We start from the raw sequence: 21239 nt of genomic DNA, 5'->3' as shown, positions 1-21239 counted from the left end.
TGGAGCCCCGCCGTGACCGGCACCTCCGGCGCCACCTCGCGCCAGACCCCGCTGAGCCTGGGCGTGGTGAGGGAGGCGCCCGGCTCGCTGGACATGAGCTTCGGCACGGGCGGGAGGTACGTCGGCGACCTGGGCGGCAACGACTTCGCCCAGGCCCTCGTGCTGCAGCCGGACGGAAAGATCCTGGCCGCCGGCTTCGGCAACGGCCGCTTCGCCCTGCTGCGCCTCAACCCCGACGGCACCCCCGACGCCGGCTTCGGCGACGGCGGCAGGGCGATCACCGTGTTCGGCGACTACGCCGAGCCCCAGGCCTTGGCCCTTCAGCCCGACGGGAAGATCCTGGTCGCGGGGGTCAGCCGCTCCGCGGGCAACTACGACTTCGCCGTGGCCCGCTACACCCCGCAAGGTAGCCTCGACCCCGACTTCGGCAGCGGCGGGAAGGTGACGACCGACTTCGGCGGGCGGGACGAGGCCTACGGCCTGGCGCTGCAAGCCGACGGCAGGCTCGTCGTGGCGGGCTGGAGCGCCGGCGCGAAGGCCGACTTCGCCCTCGCCCGCTACCGCCCCGACGGCAGCCTCGACCCCGACTTCGGCGCCGGCGGCAAGGTCGTCAGCGACTTCGGCGGCAACGAGGGGGTCTGGGCCCTGGCGCTGCAGCCCGACGGGAAGATCGTGGCGGGCGGCTTCGGGGACGGCGACGCGCTGGCTCGCTACACCCCCGGCGGCTCGCTGGACCCCGCCTTCGGCTCGGACGGCCGGGTGGACATCGGCGGCGGGGGCATCCGGGCGCTGGCCGTGCTGCCGGGCGGCAAGATCGTGGCGGGCGGGGTGCGCTACGTGAAGGACTTCGACTTCGCCCTGTTCCGCTACAACCCCGACGGCACCCCCGACACCGGCTTCGGGGCCGGCGGGGTGGTCGTCAGCGACCTCGGCAAGCAGGACGACGCTTACAGGATGGCGCTGCAGCCGGGCGGCAAGATCGTGCTGGCCGGGCACAGCTACGACGGCGGCGGCGGCGACTTCGCCCTCGCCCGCTACACGCCCGACGGCACCCCCGACATCGCCTTCGACGGCGACGGCAGGGCGCTCACCGACTTCGGCGGCTACGACTTCGCCGGGGCGGTGGCCGTGCAGCCCGACGGCAGGATCGTGGCGGCCGGAGGGGCCGGCGCCAACTTCGCCCTCGCCCGCTACTGGCCCTGAGGCGCTCGAGGGGTGACCCGCCGGCTCAGGGCGCCGGGCTCGAGGAGGTGACCCATGCGAAGGTACGCGATCATCGGGCTGGGGCTGCTGCTGACGGCCTGCATCACCCCGCCCCCCAAACCCCCCGCCGGTTCGCTGGACGCCGGCTTCGGCGGGGACGGCCTGGTCACCGTGAAGGCGGGGAGCGGGTCGAAGGCGTTCGCCCTGCTCGTCCAGCCCGACGGGAAGCTGGTGGTGGGAGGGCTGGCGTACACCCCTGGCCAGGACTTCGCCCTTGCCCGCTTCAACCCGGACGGGACCCTGGACACGCAATTCGGCGACCAGGGCGTCGTGACCACCGACCTCGGGGGGAGCGACGTGATCTTCGCCTTAGCCCTCCAGCCCGGCAGCAAGATCGTGGCCGCCGGGGGCAGCGGGGGCGGGGCGGGCGGGGGCTACACCTCCAGCTTCGCCCTGGCCCGGTACAACCCCGACGGCAGCCTCGACGCGAGCTTCGACGCCGACGGCAAGGTCGTCACCGACTTCGCCGGCGCCGCCGACTCCCTCCTGGCCATGCGCCTGCAGGCCGACGGCAGGATCGTGGTGGCCGGGTGGCGGGAGCTCCGGGGCGCCCAGAGCGAGCTCGAGTTCGCCGTGGCCCGCTACTGGCCCTGAACCCTTCCGACGGCGTTCCTCGCGGCAGTCCGGCTGCGGGGCCGGGTCTCGAGACCCGGCCCTCAGCGTCGCGCTGGTCAGGGCTTGCGGAAGAGCATGCGGGTGCGCTGTTCCTCGGGGTCGTAGTCGAGGGCGGCGTAGCCGGCGGCCTCGAGGTCCTCGAGCACCTCCCGGGCTACGTCCTCGTCGAGGCCCATCCGCGAGGCGATGAACTCGGCGGCCTCGGCGCGGGGCTCGTCGCGGTCGCGGCCCACGAAGGCGGGGTACTCCTCGTCGAGGCTGCGCAGCAGCTCGGGCAGCCCGACGGGGTGGCGGGTGAAGACCCAGTTGTCCCCCACGAGGTGGGCGTGGCGGGCCTCCTCGAGCCAGCGCAGCGCCTCCTCGGCGTCCCCCAGGTCCAACCCCTCGGCCATCAGCGAGCGGACGAGGGCCTCCCGCTCGCCCCGCAGGCCGCCGGGGTAGCTCTTGAACAGGATCGAGATCAGCGTGTCGATGTCGCCGGTGGGGATGTCGGTGGTGGGTTTGCCTTCCATGGTTCACCTCGCTGGCCCGGCGGGTCCGGGCCGGGGCTCAACGCGACCGGACGGGGTGCTCGTTCCCGGAGGAGCGGGCGTCGAGGTGCCGGGCGAGCCAGAGGGTGGCCAGGCGGGCCACCGCCTCCAGCTTCCCGGGCTCCTCGAAGAGGTGCGTGGCCCCCGGGATGACCACCAGCTCCTTCTCGCAGCGCATCTCCTCGAGCGCCTCCTTGTTCATCTCGATCACCGGCCCGTCCCGGCCGCCCACGATGAGCAGGGTAGGGGCCCGCACCCTCGCCAGCGCCGGGCCCGCCAGGTCGGGCCGCCCGCCGCGCGAGACCACCGCCCCGACCGCTTCGGGGTGCTGTGCCGCGGCCACCAGGGCCGCCGCCGCCCCGGTGCTCGCCCCGAAGTAGCCGACCTTCAGGCCCCGGGTCGCGGGCTGCCTCGAGGCCCAGCCGGTGGCCAGGGCCAGCCGCCGGGCCAGCAGAGGGATGTCGAAGCGCAGCTCGTGGGTGACGAGGTCCCGGGCCTCCTCGCCCTGCGTCAGCAGGTCGAGGAGCAGCGTGGCGAGGCCGGCCTTCTGGACCTCCTCGGCCACGTAGCGGTTGCGGGGGCTCAGGCGGCTGCTGCCGCTGCCGTGCGCGAACAGGACGATGCCCCGCGCCCCGGCCGGTACCGCCAGGTCGCCCCCCAGGTGTTCGGAGCCGTCGTCCAGGGGTATTCGGACCATCTGGTGCAGGTCGTTCATCGCGACTCCTCCTTCTCCCGGCCCGGGCTCAGGGCCGCCTCGAGCCCCCCGGCCTGGCCGGGGCGCACCAGCAGCAGCGGGACGGGCGTGTGGTGGGCCACCCCCTCGGCGACGCTGCCCAGCAGGAGGCGCTCGAGGCCGGTGCGCCCGTGGGTGCCCATGACGATGAGGTCGGTGCCGTTGTCGCGGGCGTACTCCACGATGCAGTCGGCCTCGCGCCGGTGGCCCGCCTTGACGCTGGCGGTCGTGACCCGCGCGGCGCAGGCCCGGGCCTGGGCGGCCGCGAGGATGGCGTGCTCCTCCTGCTCGAGGGCCCGCTCGATCTCGGCCCAGGCGTACAGCACGCTCGTCGCGCCGCCCCAGGGCTCGGGGAGCGGGACGGCCAGCGGCGGGACCACGTGCAGCACGTGGAGCTCGGCCCCCAGCCGCACCGCCAGCCGGTCGGCGACCCGGAAGGCGGCCTCGGCGGCGGCGCTGCCGTCCACGGGGGCCAGGATGCGGCCGAACGCCCCGGTGGCGGGCTCCACCCCGCCGTCGCCGCGCACCAGCAGGACCGGCACCGGCGAGAGCCTACAGACCCGCTCGGCCACGCTGCCCAGCAGCACCCGGCGCAGGCCCTCCCGGCCGTGCGTCCCCAGCACCACCAACTCGCAGCCCAGCCTCCCGGCCGCCTCCGCGATGCCCTCCCCGGCGTGGTCGTGGCGCAGGGCCTCGGTGCGGGGCTCGAGGCCCGCCCGGCGGCCGAGCTCGCGCCAACTCCCCAGCAGCGCCTCGGCCCAGGACTCGGCCTCCGCCGCGCCCGCGCCGGCCTCGAGGTAGGCCGGAGGGGCCTTGACGACGTGGACCACCCACACCTCCGCGCCCAGCCCCCGGGCGAAGGCCAGCCCCACCCGCCCCGCCCGTTCGCTGCAGCTCGAGCCGTCCACGGCGATCAGGATCTTGCCGAACATGCCCACCTCCTATCCTGATGAGACACCCGGACCGTTACCCGGGCATTACCGGCGGCGGGGCTGAGCCTCCCCGCACTCCACCCACAGCCGGTGCCCTTCTCCTCCGACCTCGGTGCCCATCTCCGCCGAGAGCTCCCGGATGCGCGCGGCGATGGCCTCGAGGTCCTCCCCCGCCGCGCGCCGCACCTGGCAGCCGTCGATGAGGAGGGGGGTCAGCGCCACCCGCCGGACCCGGCCCCCCTCGACCTCGAGGCCGAACAGCAGCCCCCAGTCGTTGCGCAGCGCGGGGTCCACGGCGTAGTCGTCCACGAACTCGCCGCAGTCGTAGAGGATGGGCCGGCCCCGGTAGACCTCGACGCCCTGGAACACGTGGGCGCTGTGCCCGTAGAACGCGTCGGCCCCGGCCTCGATGACCGCGCGCGAACTCGCGGAAGGCGGGGGCGGGGCGCAGGCGCATGTTGGGCCCCCAGTGGGCGGAGACGACCACCAACTCGGCCCCCATCGCGCGGGCCCGGGCCACCCCCTCCCCCAGCGCCGGCACCGACCCGGGCGAGACCGGGAGGTAGTGGGTCCCGGGGGCCGCCGGGGCGGCTTTCCAGCCGGGCTCGTTGTCGGTGAAGGCCACGACGCCGAGCCGGAGCCCCCCGGCCTCCAGGACCGCCGGGCGGCGGGCCTCCTCGAGGTTGCGCCCCGCCCCCGCGTAGGCGATCCCCGCCGCCTCCAGCAGGCCCAGCATCTCCACGAAGGCCTCCTCCCCGTAGTCGAGCACGTGGTTGTTGGCGAGGGCCACGCAGTCGATCCGGGCCAGCTTCAGGGCGTCCACCGCCACCGGGTTGGCCCGGAAGTGGAAGACCTTGGGCCAGCGCCCCCAGGGCGTGCCGCGCCGGGCGACGACGCACTCGAGGTTCACGACGCGGGCGCCGGCCCGGTGCAGCTCGGGCAGGACGTCGCCCCAGGGGTAGGCCGGGCCGTGGCGGAGCAGGGCCTCGTTGACCACCCGCCCCAGCATCGTGTCCCCGGCCAGTGCGACGACCATGACGGCCTCAGCGGGCGAAGATCATCAGCAGCGGCAGGGTGAAGAGGGTGCTCAGCAGGGTCAGGCCCAGCGCCAGCCCGGCCGGTAGGCCCAGCAGCACCCGCAGGCCGACCACCTGCAGGGCCACCGACCACACCAGGTCCACCACCCCGTGGACGTAGACGATCAGGCCCATCCCGAAGGCCCCGAAGGCCAGGGTCGTCCAGTCGACCGCGAAGGTGTAGGGCATGACCACCAGGTACACCACGCCCCCGACCTGCAGCAGCCGGTCCATGTCGGCGGGCCGGCCCGCCAGCCGGGCCCCCAGGTACACGACGGCCGCGCCCAGCAGCCAGGTGGCCATGCGCACCGCCGGCAGGAAGAACAGCTCGGCGAGGAGGTAGCGGTCGTCGGGCAGGAAGGTCAGCCAGGAGGGCAGCAGCACCTCCCCGCCGCCGAGGACGCGGCCCAGGGTGGTGGTGAGGGAGATGAGGAGGTTGAAGGCCAATATCACGGTGAAGGCCCACAGCGGCGCGGGCCTGCGCCCCACCTCCGCGAAGGCCCGGCCGGGGCGGACCACCGCGGTCCACCACAGCCGCAGCAGGTTCATGGGGGGTTCGGCCTGGGTCACGTCAGCCCCCGGCGACCGCGCGTTCACCCCAGCCCCGGGCAGGGCACCACCAGCACCGGCGCCCGGCTGCGGCGGATGACCCCCTCGGCCACCGAGCCCAGCACCAGCCGGTCCAGCCCGGTGCGCCCGTGGGTCCCCATCACCACCAGGTCGTGCTCCCGGGCGGCCTCGAGGATGCACCCCCGCGCCCGCCCCTGCGCCAGCCGCACCTCCGCGTCCACCCCCGATTCGCGCGCCTGCGCCTGGGCGGCCTCGAGGAGCGCCGCGGCCTGGGCCAGCGTGTCGCGCTCGATCAGGCCCAGCGCCTCGGCCAGGGGGAGCGCGGAGGCGCTGGGGCGCCAGGCCTCCTCGACGGCGTACAGGAAGGTCACCCCGGCGCCGAGGGCCCGGGCGAGCTCGAGGCCGAGCCGGGCGGCTTTCTCGCTGCAGCCGCTGCCGTCGGTGGCGATCAGGAGGCGCTGGAAGTCGGTTTCTGCCCCGGGGCGGGGGGTGTAGGACTCGTGCACCACCAGCACCGGCTTGGGGCTGCGGGCCAGCACGGCCTCGGCCACCGAGCCCAGCACCCAGCGCCCGGGGCCGCCGCGCCCGTGGGTGCCCATCACCACCAGGTCGGCCTCCCCGGCCCGCTCCAGGATCACCTGCTCGGGGTGGCCCGAGCGCTGCAGGGCCCGCGACCGCACGCCGGCCTCCTCGGCCAGCCCGGTGGCCTGCTCGAGCGCCAGCTTGCCGCGGTGGCGGTCGAGGTCGTGGAGCAGGGTCAGGCCGGTCGCCAGGTGCGCGTCGGCCGGCTCCTCGCCGTGCTCCACCGCGTTGACGAACTCCACCTCGGCCCCCAGGCGCCGGGCGAGCTCGAGGCCCACCCGCACCGCCTTCTCACTTCCCGTGCTGCCGTCGGTGGCGATCAACAGGGTCTCGAGCCGGGTCTGGGCCATGGCCTCCGTCCTTCCTCCTCACGCCGCCACCGCAGGGGCGGCGAACAGGATGTTGCGCTCGGTCTGCACGTCGAAGACGTGCACCTTGTCGGGGCGGGCGACGAGGGTGACGTCCTCCCCGGCGCTGGCGGTGGCCTCGGCCTCGACCCGCGCCGTGACGCCCTCACCCCCCACCGTAGCGATGATGATGGTCTCGGCCCCGACGGGCTCGACCAGCTTGACCCTCGCGCGGATGACGTTCTCCACGGCCGCCGCGCCCCCCAGCGACAGGTTCTCGGGGCGGAACCCCGCCCACACCTCCCGCCCCTCGTAGGCCACGAGGGCGCGCCTGAGCTCGTCCCGGAGCGTGATGTCCATGTGCGGGCTCACCACGTGCCCCCCGGCCACCGTCCCGCGCAGGAAGTTCATGGCCGGGGAGCCGATGAACTCGCCCACGAACTTGCTCACCGGCTTGTTGTAGAGCTCGAGGGGCGTGTCCACCTGCTCGATCGCGCCCGCCCGCATCACCACGATGCGGTAGCCCATGGTCATGGCCTCGATCTGGTCGTGGGTCACGTAGACGGTGGTCACGCCCAGCTCCTGGTGGAGCTCGGCCAGCGAGGCCCGCATCTCCACGCGCAGCTTGGCGTCGAGGTTGGACAAGGGCTCGTCCATCAGGAAGACCCTCGGCTTGCGCACGATGGCCCGGCCCAGCGCCACGCGCTGGCGTTGCCCGCCCGAGAGCTCGCGGGGCCGCCGCTCCAGGAGGTGCTCGATCTGCAGCGTCTGGGCGGCCTCCCGCACCCGCGCCTCGGTCTCGGCCCTGGGCGTGTGGCGCAGCTGAAGGCCGAAGGCCATGTTGTCGTAGACGCTCATGTGGGGGTAGAGCGCGTAGTTCTGAAAGACCATGGCGATGTCACGGTCCTTGGGCGGCACGTCGTTGACCAGCCGCTCCCCGATGTAGATCTTGCCCTCGGTGGGCTCCTCCAGGCCCGCGATCATCCGCAGCACCGTGGTCTTGCCGCAGCCCGAGGGCCCGACGAGCACCACGAACTCCTTGTCGCGGATACTCAGGCTGAAGTCCTTGACCGCCACGACCTTGCCGAAGCGCTTGGTGATGTGCTCGAGCACGACTCTCGCCATAACCGCCCCCAGGTGGGTTCTTAGCCCCAGGCTAGGGGCGGGGCATTACCGGGCTATTACCGAAGCCGTCCCCCGGGGTTCGTGGGGTGCTTCCTGTTAGCGCGGGCGGCTCGAGGGACACGCACCCGCTCCGGTCCCGCGGCTCGCGCTGCTAGCTCGCCCCTCTCGAGGTCGCCTCCGCCTCGAGCCGCCTCACCACCTCGTCGAGCTCCCGGGCCAGCTCGGGGGGGCCGTGCTCGAGGAAGGCGTCGGCCAGGGCCCGGTAGTACCACAGCGTCCCCTCCTTACCCCCCTGGAACCGCGCCCACAGGCCCTCGCCCAGCCTGCGGTAGTCCGCCAGGATGGCGCGGGCGTTGTGCAGCTTGTCGGCGCAGGACACCAGCCGCACCCGGGCGTCGGCCCCGGGCAGGTGGGCCAGGTAGGCCTCCTTCCGCCCCCGCCACGGCGGCTTGGGCTCCTCCCAGGCGTCGGTGCAGCCCTCCACGACGGCCGCCACCCGCTCCCCGAACCGCCGGCGGATGCGCTCGAGGGTCTCCCTCCCGCCCTGGTCCTCGGCGGCGTCGTGCAGCAGGGCGGCGATGGCCTCGTCCTCGCCCCCGCCGTGCTCCAGGACGATCGCGCTCACGGCCAGGAGGTGCGCGAGGTACGGGACGTCGGTGCCCTTGCGCCTCTGGTCCTTGTGCAGCTCGAAGGCCAGGCCCAGGGCCTCTCTGAAGCGCTCACTCAGCATTTCTGCCCCCTCTCATGCTGGCCGGGCTCGAGCCGCTCCCGCGCCAGGGCGGGGTGAGGGAGACCCCGGGCAGGGGACGGCCGAGGGCTGGAGCATTGCTAGCATGGCGTTCGTTCACACTTCCTCCTGTTGAGCTTTTGTCGTCGCAGGTTCCTCCGGACCGCCTCGGAAGGATTGAGGCGGGAGGAACGCTAACGCTGTGTGGGATAAGCAAAGTATACCCTGAGGATAGCAAGATTGGTTTCAGCATCCAAGTTTCAATCCTCAGTGAGCATTTAAGCCCACTGCAACGTAGCCCGTCCCCTCCCATGTCCCTGCACAGTGCGTTTCAATCCTCAGTGAGCATTTAAGCCCACTGCAACACGGCGTGTTCGCCACGGGGAGGTGGCCGTGGCAGTTTCAATCCTCAGTGAGCATTTAAGCCCACTGCAACTCACATGCCCCTGCAAGCCGCTAATCATGTCCGTGCGTTTCAATCCTCAGTGAGCATTTAAGCCCACTGCAACCTCGAGGCGGAATCTCCCCCGCAGGTAGGTCTTGCGGTTTCAATCCTCAGTGAGCATTTAAGCCCACTGCAACATCAACCTCGAGGGCACCCTGGCACTGTGGGTCGAGTTTCAATCCTCAGTGAGCATTTAAGCCCACTGCAACTAGCTTGAGGCGGGGGCGCTGTTGAGGGGCAGATAGTTTCAATCCTCAGTGAGCATTTAAGCCCACTGCAACGATCCCCGAGGACTTCGCCCTCGATATCGATGTTTCAATCCTCAGTGAGCATTTAAGCCCACTGCAACGAGGGGAACGACCCTTCCCGCCTGCGCGAGTTGCGGTTTCAATCCTCAGTGAGCATTTAAGCCCACTGCAACCGGGCTGGTGCCGAGCCCCAGGAGGTAGCTCGCGGTGTTTCAATCCTCAGTGAGCATTTAAGCCCACTGCAACCCGAGCGTCCAGCTTCGCCACTACGACGAGACGGAGGGTTTCAATCCTCAGTGAGCATTTAAGCCCACTGCAACGCGCCCTGTAGAGTCCTCTTCCGCTCTACCCCGACGTTTCAATCCTCAGTGAGCATTTAAGCCCACTGCAACGAGGAGCTGGTGGCGCTGGCGCGGCGGATGTGGTTTCAATCCTCAGTGAGCATTTAAGCCCACTGCAACCGCCCCGGCGGTGTTGGGGACGTTGTTCGAGGAGTTTCAATCCTCAGTGAGCATTTAAGCCCACTGCAACCCCCTCCGCCTGCCGATACCGGGGGCCTTCGTGTTTCAATCCTCAGTGAGCATTTAAGCCCACTGCAACGTGCGGATGCCCGCCCGCCCCTTTATCCCCGAGCCCGTTTCAATCCTCAGTGAGCATTTAAGCCCACTGCAACATGGCGTAACCCTGGCCGAAGAGCCACTCCAGGTTTCAATCCTCAGTGAGCATTTAAGCCCACTGCAACCTGGCACAAGGGCAGAGCACCGGCTTACCCCCCTTGTTTCAATCCTCAGTGAGCATTTAAGCCCACTGCAACCCCGCATCGTGTCCCGCCACGCGGCCATCGTGCGCTCGTTTCAATCCTCAGTGAGCATTTAAGCCCACTGCAACCTTGTTGACCACCCGCCGATTGGCGATGATCTTGTTTCAATCCTCAGTGAGCATTTAAGCCCACTGCAACATGGAGGCCCTCAACTCCATCAACGTCATCCAGGGGTTTCAATCCTCAGTGAGCATTTAAGCCCACTGCAACCGAGGGTGAGATGACCGTCCGGGTGCGCTATGAGTTTCAATCCTCAGTGAGCATTTAAGCCCACTGCAACTCCCGTCCACGATGGCCCGGCCACCTTCGAGGTTTCAATCCTCAGTGAGCATTTAAGCCCACTGCAACCGTCGGGGACGTTGCTCTCGCGCAGCTTCTTGGCGTTTCAATCCTCAGTGAGCATTTAAGCCCACTGCAACGGGGGGTTGACGGTGCCCGTGGAACCTACCGCAAGTTTCAATCCTCAGTGAGCATTTAAGCCCACTGCAACCCCCCCCAGCAAGCACACGCCGAGCCTATTCTTGTTTCAATCCTCAGTGAGCATTTAAGCCCACTGCAACGAAGTCGGGGTTGAGGTCGGGGTCGGGATGCAGTTTCAATCCTCAGTGAGCATTTAAGCCCACTGCAACCCACGTGGACTGCTTCCTCGGCCCGCTCTCGCCCGTTTCAATCCTCAGTGAGCATTTAAGCCCACTGCAACGGCGGGTCCTCCCCGTCAGGCTGCTCGCGTCGGCAGGTTTCAATCCTCAGTGAGCATTTAAGCCCACTGCAACCGGCGGCGCGCTGGGCACCAACGAGGTCGCCAAGTTTCAATCCTCAGTGAGCATTTAAGCCCACTGCAACCCACTCGAGCGCCGCCTTCACGGCCCCCACCCCCCGCCGTTTCAATCCTCAGTGAGCATTTAAGCCCACTGCAACGGAAGGTCATCCACCCCAAGGCCCGCCCGGAGCAGTTTCAATCCTCAGTGAGCATTTAAGCCCACTGCAACTCGGCCCTGCCCAGTACGGCGGGCGGCGCGAACAAGTTTCAATCCTCAGTGAGCATTTAAGCCCACTGCAACCCGTCGTGTTCGACTCCTCCACCGCGCTCGGCTGGTTTCAATCCTCAGTGAGCATTTAAGCCCACTGCAACCGGAGGGGCGGCGGTTGAGCTGGGTGGCGAAGCAGTTTCAATCCTCAGTGAGCATTTAAGCCCACTGCAACCGTCAGGGGGGCGTGGGCCTCGAGCGCGGCGTAGTTTCAATCCTCAGTGAGCATTTAAGCCCACTGCAACCATCCATGCACGGCAGGCCCCGCTGCCGGTGCGGGTGTTTCAATCCTCAGTGAGCATTTAAGCCCACTGCAACGGATGAGGTGGCCCGGGGGGCGCCGCTGGTGGAGGAGGTTTCAATCCTCAGTGAGCATTTAAGCCCACTGCAACCAGCTCGGCAGCAGCGGCCGCAAGCTGCTCGAGGGGTTTCAATCCTCAGTGAGCATTTAAGCCCACTGCAACCGGCGGTGGCGTTGAGGTCTATGAGGTATTCATCAACGTTTCAATCCTCAGTGAGCATTTAAGCCCACTGCAACGCGGGCCGCTGGGCCTACAACCGCGACACCTATACGTTTCAATCCTCAGTGAGCATTTAAGCCCACTGCAACGTGGTCACGGGGCCGGGCGGCTACGGGTTCATGTTTCAATCCTCAGTGAGCATTTAAGCCCACTGCAACATGTAGGAGTCCACGGCGGTGGCGAGGGCCTGGGACGTTTCAATCCTCAGTGAGCATTTAAGCCCACTGCAACCGGTGAGGTCCACGTCGCGGCTGTAGACCACGCAGTTTCAATCCTCAGTGAGCATTTAAGCCCACTGCAACAGAAGCCGTAACGGTTGACCGTGAGGGCCAGGTAGTTTCAATCCTCAGTGAGCATTTAAGCCCACTGCAACCACCGACCATCCGAGCGGGAGGGCCTTCACCAAGTTTCAATCCTCAGTGAGCATTTAAGCCCACTGCAACACGCGCTGTTCGGGGTGGACCTCGAGGAGCTGCTGTTTCATACCCTTTCCTGTTGTATCCTTCGTTTATGACCGTAGCCGACCATCTAACCTTGAGCGAGCTATGGCGGAGGGTCAAGAAGGCCAAGGATCCGATAGAAAGGACCCGCTTCCTGGCGGTCTACCACGCCAAGCGGGGGCTCACCGCCAAGGAGATCGCCAGGATCACCTTGAACAGCTCCCGCTGGGTGCAGGCAACGGTGAGGCGCTACCACCAGGAAGGCCCCGAGGCCCTAAAAGACAGGCGGCACCATAACCCAGGGCAGAGGCCCAAGCTGACCCCCGAGGAGCAGGCGAGGGTCCTGGAGGCTTTGCAGGGTCCTCCTCCCGACGGGGGCCTATGGACGGGTCCCAAGCTGCGGGACTGGGTGGAGCGGGAACTGGGGAAGAAGGTCTCCCTCTATCCCATCTACCGCCTCTTGCACGAGATGGGCTTTTCCCTGCGCACCCCAAGGCCCCGGCACCGGAGGGCGGACATGGAGGCGCAGGAGGCCTTTAAAAAAACCTCCTCGCCGAGGTCCGGCGGGCCAGGGCGGAGGGGCGGAGGGTGAGGCTTTGGGCCTACGACGAGCACCGCCTGGGGCTTAGGCCCGTGTACCGGCGGGTGTGGACCCGGCGGGGGAAGCGGCCTTTGGCGGTGGGGGCACACCGGTACCGGTGGTTCTACGTGTGCACCTTCGTGGAACCGGAGACGGGAGAGAACCTGAGCCTGCTGGTAGACGGGATGGACACCGAGGTGATGGGCTGGGTGCTGCGGGAGTTCAGGGCCGCCTTGCGGGAGGAAGAGGAGGCCTGGGTGGTGCTGGACCGGGCGGGGTGGCACGTCTCCCCCAAGGTGGAGGTGCCTGAAGGGATACGTCTGGTCTTTCTGCCCCCCTACAGCCCCGAGCTGCAACCGGTGGAGCGGGTGTGGCCTTTGGTGAACGAGGCGGTGGCGAACCGGTACTTCCAGGACCTGCAGGAGATGATGGAGGGGGTGGCCGAGCGGTGCCGGGTCCTGGAGGGGGACCCAAAGACCCTGCGGCGGCACACCCTCTTCCACTGGTGGCCGAGGGCGAAGGCATCAGCATGAAAGGGTATCAATCCTCAGTGAGCATTTAAGCCCACTGCAACATCCCCGCACCCGGCAGGGTAGCCAAGGGGGACAAGAGTTTCAATCCTCAGTGAGCATTTAAGCCCACTGCAACAGGCCGAGGGCGAAGCCCTGGCCCACGTACTCGATGTTTCAATCCTCAGTGAGCATTTAAGCCCACTGCAACGTGGGCCTGCTGGCCTTCTGGCTGTTCTACCGCAGTTTCAATCCTCAGTGAGCATTTAAGCCCACTGCAACCCCAGGCCCGCCCGCCCCGCGACGTGCGCCGGGGGTTTCAATCCTCAGTGAGCATTTAAGCCCACTGCAACCCAGGGCCGCCTTCTCCATCCGCGCCCAGGCCAGGTTTCAATCCTCAGTGAGCATTTAAGCCCACTGCAACCCGCAGTCGTAGGCGTCGCAGACCTCGGCCTGCGAGTTTCAATCCTCAGTGAGCATTTAAGCCCACTGCAACCCATCCCCACGCCGGAAAACTCGTCGTCGATCAGGTTTCAATCCTCAGTGAGCATTTAAGCCCACTGCAACGTGCCCGGCGAAAAACCGCCAGCCCTGCACGTCGTTTCAATCCTCAGTGAGCATTTAAGCCCACTGCAACTTCCTGCCGGTCCTGGGGCTGCTGGTCCAGCTCATGTTTCAATCCTCAGTGAGCATTTAAGCCCACTGCAACTCAACCTGCCGGTGCATGTGTGGCGGGAGGAGGTTTCAATCCTCAGTGAGCATTTAAGCCCACTGCAACCTGCCCTGGAGGCTGTTGCCGGCGGTCCCGTTGTTTCAATCCTCAGTGAGCATTTAAGCCCACTGCAACACCGCCGCCCTCGAGGGGGCCGCTGATGCCCAGGTTTCAATCCTCAGTGAGCATTTAAGCCCACTGCAACTCGCCGGGGACATTCACAAGCCCGTCTACGGGTTTCAATCCTCAGTGAGCATTTAAGCCCACTGCAACTCCAGGTAAGCCGAGCGGGAGCGGGCCCGACTCACGTTTCAATCCTCAGTGAGCATTTAAGCCCACTGCAACATGAGCATCCCCTACGCGCAACTCGTCATCCGCTGGTTTCAATCCTCAGTGAGCATTTAAGCCCACTGCAACGGTGACCATCTCCCCCTGGGCGATGCCGTTGAAGTTTCAATCCTCAGTGAGCATTTAAGCCCACTGCAACCTAGGAGAGGCTGGCCTCGTTGGTGTTGGCGCAGCGGTTTCAATCCTCAGTGAGCATTTAAGCCCACTGCAACTCGCCACCTACGAGGCGATCGGGGAGGTGGCCGTGGCAGTTTCAATCCTCAGTGAGCATTTAAGCCCACTGCAACTCTTCGAGTTACCTGGAGCTCTAGGTGAACTCATGTTTCAATCCTCAGTGAGCATTTAAGCCCACTGCAACTGATGTCCCAAACCCGGTAGTACTCGCTGGACTGGTTTCAATCCTCAGTGAGCATTTAAGCCCACTGCAACGCCCCCACGATGCGGGCGTCGAGGTAGGCGGTGTTTCAATCCTCAGTGAGCATTTAAGCCCACTGCAACGGGTATCGCGGGTTCGTGCGCCGGGCGCTAGGAGCTGTTTCAATCCTCAGTGAGCATTTAAGCCCACTGCAACAAGGTCTGAGAGCCGGATGGGCTCGAGGTCGGGGATGTTTCAATCCTCAGTGAGCATTTAAGCCCACTGCAACCGCGCTCCGTCCCCGCCACCTCCTTCAGCGTGGCCGTTTCAATCCTCAGTGAGCATTTAAGCCCACTGCAACGGGAACTCCTGGGACTCCTCCCGGAGCATCACCCCGTTTCAATCCTCAGTGAGCATTTAAGCCCACTGCAACGTAGTAGGTCAGCAGGGCCTTGCCCTTGTCCTTGCTGTTTCAATCCTCAGTGAGCATTTAAGCCCACTGCAACCTCGCCTGGATGGGCTGGGCAGGTTGGGCATCGCGTTTCAATCCTCAGTGAGCATTTAAGCCCACTGCAACTCACCTCACGCACGTTGGCCGGGTTGACCACGGGTTTCAATCCTCAGTGAGCATTTAAGCCCACTGCAACTCGATGAGATGGCCGCCCGGATGGCCCTGGAGTTTCAATCCTCAGTGAGCATTTAAGCCCACTGCAACGCGCCACGCGGCGGCCGATGGCCTGGCGGATGTTGTTTCAATCCTCAGTGAGCATTTAAGCCCACTGCAACCGACGCCGCTGGTGCCGCCCTGGACCGAGGGCTGGTTTCAATCCTCAGTGAGCATTTAAGCCCACTGCAACCCTCAATGTCGTTGCGGTCGACGGCGATGGTGGCCTCGTTTCAATCCTCAGTGAGCATTTAAGCCCACTGCAACCGCTCGAGCGGGCTCACGGGGCCACCTCGAGGGGGTTTCAATCCTCAGTGAGCATTTAAGCCCACTGCAACGGGGTGCCCTCGGCCTCGAGTTGGGCGGAGCGGGCCTGTTTCAATCCTCAGTGAGCATTTAAGCCCACTGCAACCGCTGCAAATCCGCATCGAGCCCTATCGCCGCGAGTTTCAATCCTCAGTGAGCATTTAAGCCCACTGCAACGGGGTCCATTTTAGCAGCGTCGTGAGGCGGATAGTTGGGCTTCAACGCGCGAACCCTGTTGTGAAGGGTAGCCGGCGGCAGTATTAGGCTCAAGCTGCTTGCCGGGTTTATGACGTACTGAAGGGCCGAATTCGGCTTGCGCGAACCCCCCGGTGTTTTCGTCCTTGCTTGGGGTTCGCGCTAGCGGTGCAGGTGAAGTTGGCTGTCCTGGAGCACCGCGCAAAGATCATGCGCGCCTCGGCCCGACCCTGTGCGGCGTGAGAGACAAATACCTCACCCGAACGGTCGGCAACCTCGGCATTAAGCGCTCTCTTCTCGTGAAAGGAGGTTTGGGTTTCCTTCTGGTGCTGTTCCTGTCGGCGGGCTCGCTGTTGACCCCGACCCAGCCGGTAGGAAGCCACCCCCAGGTGATCGCCGATGGCGATGACCCCAAGATTGGTACTGGCGGCTAGCGGAGGTTGGGTTAGGGGAGGCCGTGTGCCTCCCCTAAGGTTTGTAAAATGACTCTGGAGTGGGAAAAATCGCGATTGATGATGCTCGAGTGAGCCTTATGGCCCTGGTGGACACGGACCGGATGGCACCGGCGGCGCGGTTACTGGAGAGCCTGGTGCACCAGGCTTCTACCCACCAGCAGGCTGAGCAGGTGGCGGAGCTGTTCGGCCTGCTTCCCGAAAGCTGGTTGCGCCAGGAGGCTTCCCTACAACGGCTGTATGCCGCGGTTTTGTGCCGTTCCCGCCGATCGGGGGCGCTGCTGGCCTACCTCGATACGCTGTCCCTGCCACTTTCCCCTGCCCTGGGAACGTACCGGGCCTGGGCCCTCCTGCGGGAAGGCCGCCATCAGGAGGCGCTGAACCAGCTCGAGGCCCTGGACGTGGCGCGGAGCTCGTCCGCGCTCGAGGAGCACACCCCCCTCGAGCGCGGGCTCTACTGGCGCACCAGAGGGGAGGTGCTGTTCCGCCTGGGGCGGGCCGAGTGGCACGAGGCGTTCGTGAATGCGCGGGGACATTTAAAGGGGGCGGCGCTGGGCCGCGGCCTCGTCGACGAGGGCGGGTTGCTCTACCTCTCGGGCCAGCGCTCCGCGGCGCGGGTGGTGTGGGCCGAGGCCCTGGCTTATCTGCGCGATGACCCCTATTACCTGGCCTGGGCACGCCACAGCTTGGGAACGGCGCTCATCAAGGACCGCCCGGAGGAGGCCGAGCAGCACCTGCTCGAGGCCGTTCGGCTCAGCCGCAAGGCGGTGGCGCGGGAATTCCGGGCGCGGGCCCTGTGTGGCTTGGGAGCCGTCCGCCGCTCCTTTGGGGAGTGGGAGCGGGCCCTGGACAGTTACCAGGAAGCTGCCCAGGTCACCTGCGACCGGGACGACCGGCAGCAAGCCCTATGGGGCTACGGCCATACCCTTCGCCTGCTGGGCCGGACCGAGGAGGCGCTGGCCCAGCTCACGCTGGCGCTCGAGTGCGATCCCTCCCCCGCCTCGAGCTGGCTGAACGCCGATATCGCTGCGGCGCGGCTGATGCTGGGGGACGTCGCCGGGGCCCGAAACGCCCTTGCCGGCCCCCTCGTGCTGGGCGAGCGGGGGAGGGTGGTGCGGGCAGTGGTGCAGGCAGCCCTGCACCACCACAGCGGGGCGGGGGAAGCTGCCCGGGGGCTGCTGGAGGGCCTCGAGCCCGCCAACCTCTGGGTGCGGGAGGAGCTGCACTGCTTCCCCGGATTGAAGTCCTGCCTGGGCCAGCCGGCGCCGGAGGTGCCGCAGAAGCTGTGGGTCGAGGTCAACCCCTTCGGCTCGCTCGAGGTCAAGGTGAACGGCCGGCCGGTGCCCATCAGCCCGACCGGGCGCCCAGGCGAACTGCTGGTGCTCCTGCTTGAGAACGGCGGAAGCGCCGGCGTAGAGCACCTCCTCGACCAGCTTTACGGGCAAGACCGCCCCCAAGACCGCAAGGCCCTGTGGGAGACCGCCGAACGCCTGCGGCGAGCGCTCGGGTGGAAGGGCAGCATCCAGGTCCACGGCGGGGTCTACCGCCTCGACCCCGCCGCCGAGTGGGTGTACCGCGACCGCCCGCCGACCCCGAACGCGGCGGAGTTCATGGTCGGTCACTACGCCAACTGGATCCAGGAACGGCGCGGCATGTCGCCGTGGGTGGTTTGAGGTTCGCGTTGCGCCCCTCTTCCCACTTCTACGCCCTGCCCTGCGCTTCACGCGGTAAACCCTCTAAAACAACACTCAAGTTTCTTGCGCCCTTTAGCCCTTACGCGGTGAGATGGATGGTCTCTGGATGCCCTTCGGTACATTCGTAGTTACCAACCCTTATGCAGCCGGACGACACTGATCTGCCCAATGCCACCCACGAGAAGGCCCTCCGGCTCGTCAGGCTGCTGGAGCTGCTCAAGCTCAAGCCCTGGACGGCACAACAGCTCGCCACCGCACTCGGCGTCAGGAAGCGGGCGGTGCTGTACTACCTCGAAGACCTCAAGGAGCTCGAGCCCTACCTGGGCTTCCGACTGCTGCACGATGAGATCCGGCACACCTACGCCCTCAACGCCGGCGTGCTCCTGAGCGACATCGACAAGGTGGTGGCGCACACGGCCCTGCGGATGCTCTACCACCACTCGCCGGGTCATAACCAGCAGTACCTCGAGGCCATGCTCAAGCTGGCGCGCGGCCTACCCGAGCCCGCCCGGACCGTCGCGCAGCGCAGCGCCGAGTCCATGGCCGCCCGTGGACCAGGCCTCGAGGGCAGCAACCTCGAGAAGATCACCAACGCCTGGTTCCGCCGCCAGCTCGTCCAGTTCCACTACCAGCTCCCCGGGCGGCGCGAGCCCACCAAATTCGAGCTGGAAACCTACTTCATCGAGGTCTCGCGGGCCAACATGGCGGTCTACGTCATCGGCCGCGAGCGCAGCTACAAGAACGAGCTGCGCACCTTTAAGCTCGCGCGGATGCAGTTCGTCACCCTGGTCGGCTCGACCGAGGCCTACGAGATCCCGGCCAGCTTCGACCCCCGGGAGTACCTCTCCGACGCCTGGGGCATCGTGGGGGGCGGGGGGAACCCCGTGCGGGTGAAGCTGCGCTTCTTGCCCAGCGCCGTCCAGCGCATCCGGGAGGGGGGCTACCCCAACCTCAGGGAGCTGGAGCAGCGCGACGACGGCAGCCTGGTGGTGGAGGTTACGGTAGGCACCGACGAGGGCGGTTTCCCCATCGAGCTGCTGTCATGGGTGCAGAGCTGGGGGCCGAGGGTGGAGGTGCTGGAGCCGGAGTTCTTCCGGCAGCGCTGGCTCGAGGAGGCCGTAGCCGTGGCAGAGTTGTACAGCTCCGACCGGAACCTTGGCTCAACGGCCAACAGCCCGTACTGGGCCCATACGCCCCGCAAAGACGACCCCAGGCAGCGGTGGCAGCCGTTGCGCGAGCACCTCGAGGCCGTCGCCGGCCTGGCCCGCGACTTCGCCGCCCAATTCAACGTTCCGGCGGCCTCCGAGCTGGCTTACTGGCTGGGCATCCTCCATGACCTGGGCAAGTACAGCCAGGAGTTTCAGGACTACCTCCGGGCAGCGTACCGGGCTGACCGATTCGGAAGCCCGCCCCCCGCCGGGAAAGTGGACCATTCCAGCGCCGGGGCCGTACTGGGCCGGGACCTCCTGCTCGCGGGCTATGAGGACGACCTCATCCCTGCGAACGGGCTCGGCAGCGAGTTGGCGTGGGCGGTGGCATACCACCACGGCAGGATTGGCGACCGCTCCCTACTCACCGACCGGCTGCTCCGACGCAGGGAGAGCCCGGAGGTCCGGCAGGCCCTGGACCGGGCCTGCGAGGAGCTGAAGGACATCTTCGGGGGGGTGGCTCCCGAAATCGCTGAGCTCGAGCCCCTTGCCCGCGAATTCTTCATCCGGATGCTGCTGAGCGCCCTGGTGGACGCGGACCGGCTCGATACAGAGCGCTTCTGGAGCCCCAGGCGGTACGCCTACCGCACCGTCCCCAAAGCCGGCCTGCAGGAACTGCTCGCCAGGGTGAAAGAGGGGCAGGAGAAGATCCGCAGCGCCGATACCCTGGTCAACCGGACCCGCTGGGAGATCTATCAAGCCGCCCTCGAGGCCGCCGCTCTCGAGCCCGGCTTCTTCCGGCTCACCGTGCCGACCGGGGGCGGAAAGACCCGCTCGAGCCTGGCCTTCGCGCTGGAACACGCGGTGAAGTTCGGCCTGCGGCGAGTGGTCTACGCGGTCCCCTACACCAGCATCATCGACCAGACCGCCGAAGAGTTCGCCAAGCTGCTAGGGGCAGAGAACGTCCTCGAGCACCACTCAGCCTACGAGCCCGCCGACGCGGAGGAGGAAAGCCGCGCCAGGCTGGCTTCGGAGAACTGGGACATGCCCGTGGTGGTTACCACCACCGTGCAGTTGTTCGAGAGCCTGCTGAGCAACAACCCCAGCAAGCTCCGCAAGATCCACAACCTCGCCGGGTCGGTGATCGTGCTCGACGAGGTACAGACGCTGCCGGCCAACCTCCTCCAGCCCACCCTGGACGTGCTCAAGGAGCTGGTCCGGCGCTACCGGGTGAGCGTGGTGCTGTGCACGGCGACCCAGCCCGCGCTCGACGCTCCCCTGGGCTTCGCCACGCTGGAGGGCGTGCGGGAGATCGTGCCCGACCCCGGGCGCTACTTCCGACAGCTCAAGCGGGTGGCGTACAGGCTCGAGCTCCAGCCGCAGCCCTGGGAGGCGGTGGCCGAGCGGCTTCGCGGGCACGATCAGGTATTGTGCATCGTCAACACCAAACAGCAGGCCCGGGATTTGTACGCTGCCCTCGACGACCCCGAGGCCGTCCATCTCTCGACCCACATGTACCCCGCCCACCGGCGAGAGGTGCTCGCCGCCATCCGGGACCGCCTGAAGCGCAACCTCCCCTGCCGGGTGGTCTCGACCCAATTGGTCGAAGCGGGCGTGGACCTGGACTTCCCCATGGTTTACCGGGCCCTGGGGCCTCTGGACTCGGTGGTGCAGGCCGCAGGGCGCTGCAACCGCGAGGGGAGGCTCGAGCGCGGGGGCCAGCCGGTCCTGGGCGAGGTGACCGTATTCCGCCCCGAGCGTGAAGGCCTGCCGCAAGGCGTCTACGCCAGCGCCACCGGCCTCGCACGGAATTTGCTGCGCCAGGGCGCTGACCTGGACGACCCCGAACTCTTCACCCGGTACTTCACCGAGCTCTACCGTGACCTCACCCACACCGACGCCAAGGAGGTCCAGAGCTTCCGCCAGCAATTCAATTACCCGAAGGTGGCCGAATTGTACCGGCTAATCGGCGACAACACCTTCCCTGTGTTGGTGCGCAAGCGGGCCCAGGATGCCGCAGCCATCGACCGGATCTTGAGCCAGCACACAGGCTTTATGGCTCTGCGGAAGCTCCAGCCGTACATCGTCAACATTTACGCCAGCAACAAGGAAAAGCTGGCCCCCTTCATCTGCGAGATGACCGAACTCGATGTCGAACTTTGGGAGTGGACCGGGAACTACAGCGAGAAGCTGGGGATCGAGGAGCTGTTCGATGCTAGTAGCAGCGTCATATAAACAGGGCCCCCTTATAGGGGGCACTACTGGATTAGTGTT

Annotated in this window: 13 protein-coding genes, 2 pseudogenes and 2 CRISPR repeat arrays; of the genes and pseudogenes, 7 read left to right on the top strand and 8 right to left on the bottom strand. The window is 67.0% G+C overall.

Features of this window, described 5'->3' with window-relative positions:
• Positions 1-93: 93 nt before the first annotated feature.
• A pseudogene (locus tag MEICH_RS25460) lies at positions 94-1371 on the top strand (delta-60 repeat domain-containing protein); the annotation flags it as partial.
• 3 nt (positions 1372-1374) lie between these two features.
• Positions 1375-1857: a delta-60 repeat domain-containing protein gene (locus MEICH_RS0115760; RefSeq protein ID WP_275052628.1), complete on the top strand. Its 483-nt coding sequence runs from the start codon at positions 1375-1377 to the stop codon at positions 1855-1857.
• 77 nt (positions 1858-1934) lie between these two features.
• Here MEICH_RS0115760 and MEICH_RS0115755 read toward each other — a convergent pair whose 3' ends face one another.
• The 8 genes and pseudogenes from MEICH_RS0115755 to MEICH_RS0115710 all read right to left on the bottom strand — a co-directional run bounded on the left by MEICH_RS0115755 (position 1935) and on the right by MEICH_RS0115710 (position 8503).
• A complete protein-coding gene (locus tag MEICH_RS0115755; protein ID WP_051304264.1) occupies positions 1935-2390 on the bottom strand; it encodes a hypothetical protein in 456 nt (151 codons plus the stop codon).
• A 37-nt stretch (positions 2391-2427) separates the two neighbouring features.
• Complete coding sequence (locus tag MEICH_RS25455; RefSeq protein ID WP_051304263.1) at positions 2428-3123, bottom strand: dienelactone hydrolase family protein; 696 nt, start codon at positions 3121-3123, stop codon at positions 2428-2430.
• Positions 3120-4073: a universal stress protein gene (locus MEICH_RS25450; protein ID WP_051304262.1), complete on the bottom strand. Its 954-nt coding sequence runs from the start codon at positions 4071-4073 to the stop codon at positions 3120-3122. The genes MEICH_RS25455 and MEICH_RS25450 overlap by 4 nt, the downstream gene beginning before the upstream one ends.
• 45 nt (positions 4074-4118) lie before the next feature.
• Positions 4119-5082: pseudogene (locus tag MEICH_RS25445) on the bottom strand (CapA family protein).
• Positions 5083-5116: 34 nt separating this feature from the next.
• Positions 5117-5719 (bottom strand): YIP1 family protein, encoded by a 603-nt coding sequence (locus MEICH_RS0115725; protein ID WP_036219464.1) that lies wholly within the window; start codon positions 5717-5719, stop codon positions 5117-5119.
• A 23-nt stretch (positions 5720-5742) separates the two neighbouring features.
• Positions 5743-6651, bottom strand: a complete 909-nt coding sequence (locus MEICH_RS30240; RefSeq protein WP_051304261.1) for a universal stress protein — start codon at positions 6649-6651, stop codon at positions 5743-5745.
• Between the two features lie 18 nt (positions 6652-6669).
• A complete protein-coding gene (locus MEICH_RS0115715; RefSeq protein ID WP_027893407.1) occupies positions 6670-7773 on the bottom strand; it encodes an ABC transporter ATP-binding protein in 1104 nt (367 codons plus the stop codon).
• A 151-nt stretch (positions 7774-7924) separates the two neighbouring features.
• Positions 7925-8503 carry an HD domain-containing protein gene (locus MEICH_RS0115710; RefSeq protein WP_027893406.1) on the bottom strand — a complete coding sequence of 193 codons (579 nt, stop codon included), beginning with the start codon at positions 8501-8503 and terminating at the stop codon, positions 7925-7927.
• A gap of 254 nt (positions 8504-8757) precedes the next feature.
• Positions 8758-12005: direct repeats of the CRISPR family, unit length 37 nt; unit sequence GTTTCAATCCTCAGTGAGCATTTAAGCCCACTGCAAC.
• A 67-nt stretch (positions 12006-12072) separates the two neighbouring features.
• Here MEICH_RS0115710 and MEICH_RS0115705 point away from each other — a divergent pair.
• The 5 genes from MEICH_RS0115705 (at position 12073) to MEICH_RS25435 (ending at position 21200) form a co-directional block, all read left to right on the top strand.
• Positions 12073-12594 (top strand): winged helix-turn-helix domain-containing protein, encoded by a 522-nt coding sequence (locus tag MEICH_RS0115705; protein ID WP_027893405.1) that lies wholly within the window; start codon positions 12073-12075, stop codon positions 12592-12594.
• Positions 12591-13115, top strand: a complete 525-nt coding sequence (locus MEICH_RS0115700) for an IS630 family transposase (protein WP_027893404.1) — start codon at positions 12591-12593, stop codon at positions 13113-13115. The genes MEICH_RS0115705 and MEICH_RS0115700 overlap by 4 nt, the downstream gene beginning before the upstream one ends.
• A gap of 3 nt (positions 13116-13118) precedes the next feature.
• A CRISPR array of direct repeats spans positions 13119-15653; the repeat unit is 37 nt; unit sequence GTTTCAATCCTCAGTGAGCATTTAAGCCCACTGCAAC.
• 257 nt (positions 15654-15910) lie between these two features.
• Positions 15911-16105 carry a hypothetical protein gene (locus MEICH_RS28850; protein WP_157202852.1) on the top strand — a complete coding sequence of 65 codons (195 nt, stop codon included), beginning with the start codon at positions 15911-15913 and terminating at the stop codon, positions 16103-16105.
• A gap of 59 nt (positions 16106-16164) precedes the next feature.
• On the top strand, positions 16165-17796 hold the full coding sequence (locus MEICH_RS0115695; RefSeq protein ID WP_027893403.1) for a tetratricopeptide repeat protein: 1632 nt from the start codon (positions 16165-16167) through the stop codon (positions 17794-17796).
• A 161-nt stretch (positions 17797-17957) separates the two neighbouring features.
• Entirely contained in the window at positions 17958-21200 is a 3243-nt protein-coding gene (locus MEICH_RS25435) for a CRISPR-associated helicase/endonuclease Cas3 (RefSeq protein WP_051304260.1), read from the top strand.
• Positions 21201-21239 lie beyond the last annotated feature (39 nt).

This window comes from Calidithermus chliarophilus DSM 9957, assembly GCF_000430045.1.
GTDB classification, from domain to species: Bacteria; Deinococcota; Deinococci; order Deinococcales; family Thermaceae; genus Calidithermus; species Calidithermus chliarophilus.
The sequence above is the reverse complement of the archived record's forward strand: the minus strand, read 5'-3'. Positions and strand labels throughout refer to the sequence as shown.